Origin of the sequence: Streptomyces sp. NPDC051963, assembly GCF_044593495.1 — a bacterium.
In the GTDB taxonomy this organism is placed as follows: domain Bacteria; phylum Actinomycetota; class Actinomycetes; order Streptomycetales; family Streptomycetaceae; genus Streptomyces.
This window is the reverse complement of the sequence record NZ_JBIUCC010000001.1, coordinates 249,937-259,660: the sequence shown is the minus strand read 5'-3', so window position 1 is coordinate 259,660 and position 9,724 is coordinate 249,937. Positions and strand designations below refer to the sequence as shown.

12 protein-coding genes are annotated in these 9,724 nt (G+C 68.1%); 4 read left to right on the top strand and 8 right to left on the bottom strand.

Annotation, left to right across the window (positions count from 1 at the left end; translation table 11 throughout):
- Nucleotides 1–2: 2 nt before the first annotated feature.
- Together ACIHFB_RS01245 and ACIHFB_RS01240 are read right to left on the bottom strand one after the other, a co-directional pair.
- On the bottom strand, nt 3–500 hold the full coding sequence (locus ACIHFB_RS01245; RefSeq protein WP_365282275.1) for a helix-turn-helix domain-containing protein: 498 nt from the start codon (nt 498–500) through the stop codon (nt 3–5).
- 84 nt (nt 501–584) lie between these two features.
- Complete coding sequence (locus ACIHFB_RS01240) at nt 585–1,127, bottom strand: GNAT family protein (protein ID WP_365282274.1); 543 nt, start codon at nt 1,125–1,127, stop codon at nt 585–587.
- Nucleotides 1,128–1,370: 243 nt separating this feature from the next.
- On the opposite strand from ACIHFB_RS01240, the gene ACIHFB_RS01235 reads away from it, so the two are divergent.
- Nucleotides 1,371–1,919, top strand: a complete 549-nt coding sequence (locus ACIHFB_RS01235; RefSeq protein ID WP_400124846.1) for a DUF1062 domain-containing protein — start codon at nt 1,371–1,373, stop codon at nt 1,917–1,919.
- A gap of 45 nt (nt 1,920–1,964) precedes the next feature.
- On the opposite strand, the gene ACIHFB_RS01230 is transcribed toward ACIHFB_RS01235, so the two are convergent.
- The 6 genes from ACIHFB_RS01230 to ACIHFB_RS01205 form a co-directional block, all read right to left on the bottom strand.
- Nucleotides 1,965–2,711 carry a phosphotransferase family protein gene (locus tag ACIHFB_RS01230; protein WP_400124844.1) on the bottom strand — a complete coding sequence of 249 codons (747 nt, stop codon included), beginning with the start codon at nt 2,709–2,711 and terminating at the stop codon, nt 1,965–1,967.
- Between the two features lie 25 nt (nt 2,712–2,736).
- A complete protein-coding gene (locus ACIHFB_RS01225) occupies nt 2,737–3,840 on the bottom strand; it encodes an LLM class flavin-dependent oxidoreductase (protein ID WP_400124842.1) in 1,104 nt (367 codons plus the stop codon).
- A complete protein-coding gene (locus ACIHFB_RS01220) occupies nt 3,840–4,364 on the bottom strand; it encodes an SRPBCC family protein (RefSeq protein WP_365282270.1) in 525 nt (174 codons plus the stop codon). Before ACIHFB_RS01220 ends, ACIHFB_RS01225 begins: the two co-directional genes overlap by 1 nt.
- 115 nt (nt 4,365–4,479) lie before the next feature.
- On the bottom strand, nt 4,480–5,127 hold the full coding sequence (locus ACIHFB_RS01215; protein WP_400124839.1) for a hypothetical protein: 648 nt from the start codon (nt 5,125–5,127) through the stop codon (nt 4,480–4,482).
- Nucleotides 5,124–5,762: an RNA polymerase sigma factor gene (locus ACIHFB_RS01210; RefSeq protein ID WP_400124838.1), complete on the bottom strand. Its 639-nt coding sequence runs from the start codon at nt 5,760–5,762 to the stop codon at nt 5,124–5,126. Before ACIHFB_RS01210 ends, ACIHFB_RS01215 begins: the two co-directional genes overlap by 4 nt.
- Before the next feature lie 73 nt (nt 5,763–5,835).
- Nucleotides 5,836–6,972 (bottom strand): DUF475 domain-containing protein, encoded by a 1,137-nt coding sequence (locus ACIHFB_RS01205; protein WP_400124836.1) that lies wholly within the window; start codon nt 6,970–6,972, stop codon nt 5,836–5,838.
- Nucleotides 6,973–7,170: 198 nt separating this feature from the next.
- Between ACIHFB_RS01205 and ACIHFB_RS01200 the strand changes: the two genes are divergently transcribed.
- The 3 genes from ACIHFB_RS01200 to ACIHFB_RS01190 all read left to right on the top strand — a co-directional run bounded on the left by ACIHFB_RS01200 (nt 7,171) and on the right by ACIHFB_RS01190 (nt 9,724).
- On the top strand, nt 7,171–7,779 hold the full coding sequence (locus ACIHFB_RS01200) for a hypothetical protein (RefSeq protein WP_365282266.1): 609 nt from the start codon (nt 7,171–7,173) through the stop codon (nt 7,777–7,779).
- 60 nt (nt 7,780–7,839) lie between these two features.
- A complete protein-coding gene (locus ACIHFB_RS01195) occupies nt 7,840–8,976 on the top strand; it encodes an ABC transporter substrate-binding protein (protein ID WP_400124834.1) in 1,137 nt (378 codons plus the stop codon).
- 121 nt (nt 8,977–9,097) lie between these two features.
- Nucleotides 9,098–9,724, top strand: a complete 627-nt coding sequence (locus tag ACIHFB_RS01190) for a GntR family transcriptional regulator (protein ID WP_365282358.1) — start codon at nt 9,098–9,100, stop codon at nt 9,722–9,724.

Here is a 9,724-nt window from a genome sequence, read left to right as displayed (position 1 = left end):
TCTCAGGCCGTGAAGCGGCTCTGGATGTCCGGGCGTTCGGCGAGGTGCGGGGGATAGCCGGGGCCGAGGCGCGGGTGGGTGTCGTCGGCCGTCATCGGTTCCTTGCACGAGGCGCACACGACCTGGGCCTCGCTTTCGTGGCCGCAGCGGTCGTGGTGGAAGACCACGGGCGGTCCCTGGGCATCGCTGAGCCAGCGATTGCCCCAGGTGTTCATGGCGGCCAGCACGCCGAAGAAGTCACGCCCCTTGTCCGTGAGCACGTAGTCGTAGCGCACCGGTTCGTGCTGGTAGGCCTTCTTCTCCATGAGGCCCTCATCGACCAGGCGGCGGAGCCGGTCGGCCAAGGTGTTGCGGGCGATGCCGAGCTCCTGCTGGAACGCGTCGAACCGCTTGATCCCGTAGAAGGCCTCCCGCAGGACCAGCGGCGTCCACCAGTCCCCGAGCATGTCCATCGTGCGCGCGACCGAACACGGCCAGTTCGCGAAAGAGGTCCGCCTCATGGCCTCAGCTTATCGGTCTCACCATAGGACTTAGCACTTCGGACCTTCGGCACCGCCTCGGCGAGGGAGTCGGACACTCAGGTCCTAGCCCTCCGAGCCCGGCTTCCAGTCCTGGACGAGGAGCCCGAGCAGTACCTCGTCGAGGAACTCGCCCATCACCCAGGCCGCGGAGCGCAGTACGCCCTCGCGGACGAAGCCGTTGCGCTCGGCGGAGCGCAGCATCGCGGCGTTGTCCGACAGTGTCTCGATCTGGAGCCGTTGCAGTCCGCGCACGACGAAGCCGTACTGGCACAGCGTCCCGACCACGTCGGTGCCGTAGCCCTTGCCGCGGGCGGACGGCAGCAGCCCCAGCCCGATGTGTGCGGACCGGTTGTGGTTGTCGATGCCCCACAGCGTCGCGGCGCCGATCAGGGTGTCGCCGTCCAGTTCCACCACGGAGAACGGGACGTGTCCCTGCTCCTTGTCGTCCACCACGAGCCGCGGGTCCTTCGAGCCGGGCGTGATCGGCCGCCATGGACCGCTTTCGGCCCGCGAGGCGTTGACCACGTCGTCATAGAGCTCGGCCCGCAGGATCGGGATGTCGTCCTCGTGCCGGGCCCGGAGCCCGACCTTGTTGCCTCTAAGCATGCAGGATTCCTATCCGACCGGGTTCGGCGACGGCAAACCATTTGCGTGGCGGTGCGGCGCTCGAAAAACCGCTGGAGCAGCGTCGCTGTGCGCCATTACCGTGCTGCCGAGCCAAGTCATCCAGGCAGAGGACGTGCCGTTGTACACCCAGTGAGACCTCCCGAGAGCTGATCTGTCGCGCGTCGCGCATGTGCGCCGCGCTGCCTTTTGCTGCGGATTTCTCACTGAAATCGGTGTATTTCTGTGCTCAATAGCTGGGTGGTCATACCCACCTGCCTACCGCTTGTTCTCCGTCGTTGCCACGCGTGTGCGTCCGAGCGGTTCCTGACAAGCGGAAAATTCCGCGTCAACGCACATCACAAGCTCATCGATGCCTGGCTTCTGGCGCTCTGTACCGGCTGCGGGGAGACCACAAAGGTCACGGTCCTGGAGCGGACGAACGTGCGCTCCGTACGACCGGAGCTGCTGGACCGGCTGCATGACAACGACCCTGGCCTGGCAGCGGAGTTGCTCCAGAATCCGGTCGTGCGGCGCGGTAATCGCATCGCCCTCGACTGGGACAACGCCTGGCGTCTCGACACCGGCGCATCGGATCACCTGGATCGCGAGGTGATCGAGGTCTCGGTCCGCTTTGCGGCGCCGATCCCTGTCCGGCCGGTGCGACTGATCGCAGAAGGCTTCGGTATTTCGCGGGCCGCGGTCGAGAGACTGATCGCGGAGGGGAATCTCGTTTCGGCGGTCCGGCTGAGCGGCAAGCGCTCGGGCGACTTCACCTTCACGCTCAAGCGCTGAGCGATCCCCTGGCTCACCCGGACAGCAAGTGGGGCCCGCGCAGCCTCACATGCGGGATTTCAGCACGTCGACCTCGCAGCCCGGCGCGAACGGGTCGAAGCCGTGCTCGATCAGCCAGCGAACGACCAGCAGGCTTCGGTACGACCACCATGCGCGGACCACGTCGACGTCGACGTCGGTGCCATAGCCGGCGACGACGTCGTCGAGGTGCTCCTCGTGTCCGAGGGTGAAGGTGGCGAGGTCGAACAGGGCATCGCCCTGGCCTGCCTCGGACCAGTCGATGATGCCGGTGACCTCGTCGCCGTCGAGGAACACGTGAGCGATCTGGAGGTCCCCGTGCGTGAACTTCGGAGTCCACGGCCGGAACGCGGCCTCGGCGACCCGGCGGTTTCGGGTGACCAGGTCGGCGGGCAGGACGTCGTTCTTCACGAGCCACTCGCACTCGCCGTCGAGATCCGCCACCAGCTCGTCGATGCCCCTTCCGGCCCGGCCGGGCCAGGGCGGCAACGGGGCCTCGTGCAACTTCCGGATGGCGGCACCCGCCGTGGCCCACGCAGCCGGCGACGCGGTCGACGACTCGCCGAGAAGGCCGAGCGTCGTCCCGGGGACGGCGGCGATCGCGAGCACGGGCGGCTTGTGCCACAGGACTTCCGGGGTCGGGACCGGCGCCAGAGCCATCGCCTCGACTTCGACGTCGATGTGCGTCTGATCGGCGTCCACCTTAAGGAACACGTCGCCGACGCGCAGGGTCGCGCGCTCGGAATGGGCGACGACGACTTTGACCTCATTCACGGGGCCCACTATCTCGGATGAGCGTCTACGTCGCTGGGAATATCAACCTGCCTGGTTCGCGCTCCACGTCACGGACCAGGTCGAGGGCGCGGCCCAGGGTGGTGAGCCGGGCGTCCAGCGTCTCTCCGGCGGGATAGAGCCGAACGGTGTCGATGCCGGCGTCGCGCCACACCCGCAGTCGGTTCCGCACCATGTCCTCGGTGCCGATGAGCGTGGTGGCCAACACCATCTCGTCGGTGACCAGTTCGGCCGCGCCGTCCCGATCGCCGGCCTGCCAGCGTTCCCGGACCTCGGCGGCCACGTCGGCCCAGCCCTGGCGGCTGTATGCGTTGTTGTAGAAGTTGGTGCTCGCGGAGCCCATGCCGCCGAGGCTGAAGGCCAGTTCCTTCTTCCGGTCGGCCACCATCGTCCGCAGCGCGTCCTCGTCCTCGGCGAAGGCGACCTCGGCGCCCTGGCAGATGTCGAAGTCCGCGCGTGATCGGCCGGAAGCGGCGAGGCCCGCGTCCAGGTGGTCGAAGTAGGCCTCTTTGGCTCCCTCGGGCACGAAGCTGGTGCCGAGCCAGCCGTCGGCGATCTCGCCGGTCAGACGCAGCATCTTCGGCGAGAGGGTCGCCAGGTAGATCGGGATGTCATGCTCGGCGCGCATGGACAGGCGCATGGCTTTGGCATTGGATTTGGCACCGGGTTTGGCATCCCCACCGGGCAGCGGGATCTGGAACTCCCGCCCGGAGTAGGAGACTTTCTCACCCGCGACGGCCTGGCGCACGATCTCGACGGTTTCCCGCATCCGTGACAGCGGCCGGTCGAAGGAGACGCCGTGCAGCCCTTCGATCACCTGCGGTCCGGACGGGCCGAGTCCCAGCAGGAAACGCCCCTCGGAGATCTGCGACAGGGTGATCGCCGCTCGGGCGATGGCCATGGGCGTGCGGGTGGCGAGCTGGATGATCCCGGAGCCGAGCAGCATGCGTTCCGTCCGGGCGGCGAGGTATCCCAGCGGTGACGGCGCCTCGGATCCCCAAGCCTCCGCCACCCAGCAGATGTTCAGGCCCAGCTTCTCCGCCTCGGTGACGAAGTCCACCGTCTCCGGCCAACTGCCCCCGGATGCCTCGATCGTGGTCGAAGTACGCATCACGCACCCGCCTCTCCGGGCTCTTCCGCAAGCTTTTTGATTGCCGTGAGAGTGACGCCGATGTTGGTCTCGAACTCCCGCATCCGTACGAAGACGATCTTCTGTTCCTTCTCCGGCATGCGGTCGATGGCAAGCGAAAGACCGGAGCGGCCCGGTCCCAACTGCATCCACTGCCGCAGCAGCGTCCCGCCGTCCGTGGGCTCGAGCGTGAATCGCCAGATCGCCGAAGGCTGGTCGGGGTCCTCAACCGCCCAGGCGAAGACCCTGGGTGGCTCGTACTCCACGACGTGGGAGGTGGTGGCCCACTCACCCAGCGCCTGGTGCCTGCTCCGGCCCACGAAGCGGACCCCCGGCGCGGGGTGAGTTGCCCCGTCCAGCCATTCCACCGACTGCAACTCCGCGCTCAGGCTCGGCATCAGCTCGATGTCGGACACCAGCCCCCATATCCGTTCCGGCGCGGCGGCGATCCAGATCGGCACCTCGACCGTGGGTTTGTCCGCGTACCGCGCGCCCGTCCACTCCATGGCCCGGCAGCCTCCTCATCCAGTAGCGAAGATCCCTGAAAGAGGGGTCTGAACAGTAAAGTTGTGTAGATGGACTCGGATGTCAAGGGCTGGTGTCGACCGAGGCGCCGCTACTTCATCGCGGTTGGTCGGGCTGAGCGTGGCCCACGGGACTGCACGGTGTGACCGGGCCCTTGATGAACTTCTGACGGTAGAAGTGGGCAGACTGCCGGTCGGAACCCTTCAGAGGGCCGGGCAAGTACTCCTCGACCAGAAAAGCGTCCGCGTGCGTCATGGTGTACGAGTAGTCCCACTTGCCGTCGCCGGACTTCTCCTGCTCCAGGAGTTCTCCCCGATCGCGTTGGCACGATCGGCCCGCGGGAACCTTGTCGATGATCGCTGTGAAGCCGGCTGACCGGATCTTGTGCGCCAACTGATCGAACTGCTGGGGTTTTCCCAGCCAGTCGAGCTCGTGGATCGAGATGGTCAGGGTGCCGTCCTGATTCGCTTCGACGGCGTAGGCCGGGGTCTGTGTCCCGTTGGGCACCGCGACCGTCACGCCTGCGGCGACCGCTGCCGCCGCCAGCCCCAACGCGAACCGCTTCTGTACCCGGCGCCTGCGCCCGCCGGTGAGTTCATCTGCCATTGTCCGCCAACTGCGCATCAGGTGTTCCTCACGCTGGATCCGACGGCCGGCGGGGAAGTCCCGCTCGGTCGGCACGGCCAGCAGCCGGCGCAGTTCTTGCACATTGCCGTCCTGGTACTGGTCCTGGTCCGGGCTCACCACGGTCCCCTTCCGTTTTCCCCGCTCGGCCGGACCGCCTCGTGGCGGTCACCTGTTGGCTGCCGCTGTGCGGCCGCAGGTTCCGTGTCCTGGTCAAGATTTTTCTGCGCCTGCTTCTCCAGCCGGCGGCGTGCCCGGGACAGCCGGGAACGGACGGTGCCCACCGGCACCCCCAGCGCCTCGGCGGCTGCGGGGTAGTTCAGGCCGGCCCACACGCACAGCGCCAGCACTTCGCGGTCCTGCCGGGACAGTTGGTCCAGCGCCCTGCGCACCGCGGCTATCCGTTCCTGGTCCTCCAGCCGGCCGACCACCTCGTCGGCGAAGTCCGGCAGCAGGTCGGGCGGGGGCATGCGTTCCATCAGGGCCCGGTGCCGTCGGGCCGTGCGCCAGCGGTGGTGCACGACGTGCGTGGCGATTCCCAACAGCCACGGCAGCAGGCTTCCGCCCTGCGGCTCGACCTTCACCCGTATCCGCCAGGCTTCCAGGAAGACCAGCGACACACAGTCCTCGGCGAGAGCCCAGTCCCCGGTCAGGCGGAAGCAGTGGTTGTACACGGCCCGTCCGTGCTCGCGGAAGAGCAGCCGGAAAGAGTCCTCGTCGCCCGCTCGGACGCGGGCCCGGAATGGTGGCTCCATGTCTGGCTCTGCCACGCACCCGCCCCCGAGTTCCATGTGACGTGCAGCACAGGCCGATCCGTCAACCCGACCCTTAGGAGACCTTGGCCGAATCGGCCGTCGCCTTCTCCTCCTCGGCAGCCGCCAGGGCGCGGTTGCGGCGGACGGAGGACCAGAAGGACGAGCCGATCAGGACGACGCCCACGAGTCCGGTGATGACCTCGTTGATCTGGTACTGGATGGTGATCATGAGGATCACGGCCAGCGCCCCGATGGCGTAGTGCGCCCCGTGCTCCAGGTAGACGTAGTCGTCCAGGGTGCCCTCACGGACCAGATAGACGGTGAGGGACCGGACGTACATCGCGCCGATGCCCAGGCCCAGCGCCATCAGGACGATGTCATTGGTGATCGCGAACGCGCCGATCACGCCGTCGAAGGAGAACGACGCGTCCAGGACTTCGAGGTAGAGGAACATGAAGAACGCGGCCTGCCCGGCCAGCACGACCGGCGGGCGCTTCCGGCCGGTGCGTTCCGCCGCCTCCTGCTCCTCCTGTTCGCGTTCCTCGTCTGTCTCCAGGCGGTCCTCGAAGAAGCCCGACAGCCCCCCGACGACCATGTACGTGATCAGGCCCGCGATGCCGGAGGTCAGCACCGTCTGTGCCTTGTCGACATGGGTGCCGCCGTGCTGGTGGGCGTGGGTGGCGAAGGTGAACGCGGAGATCAGCAGGACGATCAGGGCGATGCAGACCGACAGCATGTCGACCTTGCCGAGCTTGGCCAGCGGGCGCTCCAGCCAGTCGAGCCACTTGATGTCGCGGTCCTCGAAGATGAAGTCGAGGAAGATCATCAGCAGGAACATGCCGCCGAAGGCGGCGATCGCCGGGTGGGCGTCGGTCACCAGCTGCTGGTAGCGGTCCTTGTCGGTGAGCGCCAGGTGGACGGCGTCGTACGGATTGAGCTTGGCGGTGATCGCGACGATCAGGACCGGGAAGACCAGCCGCATGCCGAACACGGCGATGAGGACGCCGACGGTGAGGAAGATCGTCTGCCAGAAGGGCGACATCTTCTTCAGGATCCCGGCATTGACCACCGCGTTGTCGAACGACAGCGAGATCTCCAGGACCGTCAGGATGGCGATGACGCCGAACGCCGTCCACCCGCCGTACAGCACGCCTGCGGCCAGGCCGAGCGCGGTCGCGGCGAACGACCAGCGGAAGGTCTTCAGAAACACCGGTTGCCCCTTCCCTATGTCGTGCCGTCGCCCGTGAGCGGGCACCGAACAGCACTGATCGTCATCGGCGTTGTCTATCATGGCTTTCTGTCGCCCGGGTGTCGCGGCGAGTGCCCCGGCCGCGAGGGCCGACGCCGGCATCGAGGTCCGAGCCAAGGCGCCCGACCGTTGTCCGAGCCAACTGGCAGAGTGTCCGACATGGAGCAGCAGCAGCGCACGTCAGTCCGCCTCGTCGTCGTGGACCCGGACCTCGAAGCTCAGTGCGAGCGGGTAGAGGAACACTTGCTGACGCCCTTGGCCGAATCTGCCGATGCGGCGCGTGATCACGCGCGGTTCGCGGAGGGGCTCGCGGCCTTCCGGCATATCCGGGAGACGCTGGCGGATGCGGTCGCGCGGGGACCGCGGGTGTGGACGCCGAACGGCCGTTGGGAACACGAGGGTCTGCGCATCGTCGACGTGCCCACCGAGGAAACGGACTTGCTGTACGCGCTGTTGCGTGAGCTGTCCGGGATCCTCGTGGCACCGCCGGATCATCCCGACCCGTCGGGCGCAGCCGCAGTGTTCCGCGGCAGCGTCCTTTCTGCCGAGGAGACCGCGGTCGGCCTGGTCGGCGCGCTGGCACGCGTGCTGTCGATGGTGGACCTCACTCCCGACGCTGACACCGCTGCCCTGTTCGCGGTGTTGGAGGAAGCCGACGGCGACGACGTGAGGCTGACCTACGCGCAGGACGAGGCGTGGCAGCGTCTCGCCCACCGGGTCACCATGCTGCTGACCGAGTCCGCTCCGCTGCACCGCTTCCTGTACTGACTTCGCCCGCCACGCGTAGGACGGATAATCGGTTGCCTGTCGGTGCTGGTGGTGGATGCAATGTCCGGCGTGGTCACCAACGCGCCGTCACCGACACCGTCATCGTCATCCGGGGCGGAGGCTGACGGGACTTCCGTCCGGATCGGGGCTCTTGTCCCGCTGAGCCGGCCTGGCTGGGTGGAGGCGGGTCGGCACCTGCTCGCCGGTCTCGAACTGGCTGTGTCCGAGGTCAATGACGCCGGCGGAATCGTCGGACGGCCACTGGAGTTGGAGGTCCGGGACACGGCGGCCGATCCGCGGAGGGCCGAGGCAGCGGTCGATGAACTGGCTCGTCGGGGTGTGGTCGCCTTGGCGGGGGAGTACCACAGTGTCGTCGCTCAGGCGGCTGCGGCCAGGGCCGACGCCCTCGGCCTGCCGTTCCTCTGCTCGTCAGCGGTTCTCGACACACTCACCGAACAGCCAACGCCATGGGTCGCGCGCCTCGCCCCGGCGCAGTCCCACGGCTGGCAGATCTACGCGGACTTCGTCCTGGCCGCGGGCCACCGACGCATCGCCGTGGCAACCGAGCCGAGCGTCTACTGGAGATCCGGGACCCGCATTCTGCGCGACTACCTCGCTCCACGCGGCGGCACCGTCATCGAACTCGACATGCGCGCGCTCGCCCCCACGGCCGTGTGCGAGGAACTCGTCGACCAAGGCGCGACAGCCCTCCTCCTCCTGGTCGGCCACCCGGAACCGGACGTGTCGATCGTCCAGTCCGTCCGCCGCGACCATCGCCTCGCCGAGATCATGATCGGTGCTCCGGCCGGGCAACCGGAGTTCGCCGAATGGGCGACGTTGCTGGGCGACGACAGCACCGCGGTCCCGTTCTTGCGTTACCTGCCCGAGCGCCTCAGCCCACTCGGCGCACGAGTCGCGGCGGCCCTGCGCGAGCGGCTGGCCGAAGCGCCCTCTTTCGTGGCCTTCGAGGGCTACGACACGGTCGCCGTCCTCGCCGATGCGCTGCGTACTCACGGCGCGGACCGGGCGCGCCTGGCCGGATGCTGGCCGCGGGTTGCCGTCGAAGGAACCCGAGGGCAGATCCGGTTCTCCCGCATGCCGGACATCAGTGTGTGGCAGTGGGCTTGGCCGCCGGTCCAGGTCGTCGACCGGGATCCGGCGGAACCCGGTCGCTTTCGGGTCCTTCACTCCGGCTGAGAGAGCATGGAGGCCGGGCGTCCGCGAGTATCCGGCAGGCCATGCCTCACGACCCGGCCCTCCGCGGGAAAGCCCGTGGTAGCGTCGGTATACAAACTGTATGCGATGTCTGGGGGTTGCCGTGGCGTCCGGTCGGGAGAAGGCCTACGCGTATCTCAAGGACACGGTACTGACGGACCCCGAGATGCAGGGGGCGTTCCTGTCGGAGCAGGAGCTCGCCGATCGTATCGGTGTCTCCCGCACCCCCATCCGGGAGGCGCTGCTGCTGCTCGCCGCGGAGGACCTGGTCGAGCTCGTGCCCAAGCGAGGTGCCCGGGTGGCACCGCTGACGGGGCGGGAGGTGCGCGAGCTGATGGAGCTGCGCGGCGTCGTCGAGCGGTACGCGGCCGAGCGGCTCGTCGCGGCCGGGCGGGTGCCCCTGGAGGAACTGCGTTCCCTGCTGGAACGGCAGCGCGCGCTCACCGGCGCCGAGGAGGCCCGGGAGTTCATCGACGTGGACCACCGGTTCCACGCGTCCCTGGTGTCGGCCGTCGGCAACGCCCTGCTGGTCCGGCACTACGACGGCCTGCGCAGCCGCCAGGTACGCGCCGGGGTGGTCGCCGTCTTCAACCAGCAGGGACGGCAGAAGGCGGTGCTCGACGAGCACGAGGCCATCGTGGACGCCCTCGCCGCCGGTGACGCTCCGGCCGCGTGCGCGGCCATCGACCACCACCTGGAGTCGACCCTCAAGGTGCTCCTCGACGGCTGA

What these genes read in the sequence shown, in the direction of transcription:
- ACIHFB_RS01240 (WP_365282274.1), bottom strand. Translation starts at nt 1,127, where the DNA reads ATGCTTAGAGGCAACAAGGTCGGGCTCCGGGCCCGGCACGAGGACGAC.
- ACIHFB_RS01245 (WP_365282275.1), bottom strand. Translation starts at nt 500, where the DNA reads ATGAGGCGGACCTCTTTCGCGAACTGGCCGTGTTCGGTCGCGCGCACG.
- ACIHFB_RS01200 (WP_365282266.1), top strand. Translation starts at nt 7,171, where the DNA reads ATGGAGCAGCAGCAGCGCACGTCAGTCCGCCTCGTCGTCGTGGACCCG.
- ACIHFB_RS01195 (WP_400124834.1), top strand. Translation starts at nt 7,840, where the DNA reads ATGTCCGGCGTGGTCACCAACGCGCCGTCACCGACACCGTCATCGTCA.
- ACIHFB_RS01210 (WP_400124838.1), bottom strand. Translation starts at nt 5,762, where the DNA reads ATGGAGCCACCATTCCGGGCCCGCGTCCGAGCGGGCGACGAGGACTCT.
- ACIHFB_RS01225 (WP_400124842.1), bottom strand. Translation starts at nt 3,840, where the DNA reads ATGCGTACTTCGACCACGATCGAGGCATCCGGGGGCAGTTGGCCGGAG.
- ACIHFB_RS01220 (WP_365282270.1), bottom strand. Translation starts at nt 4,364, where the DNA reads ATGGAGTGGACGGGCGCGCGGTACGCGGACAAACCCACGGTCGAGGTG.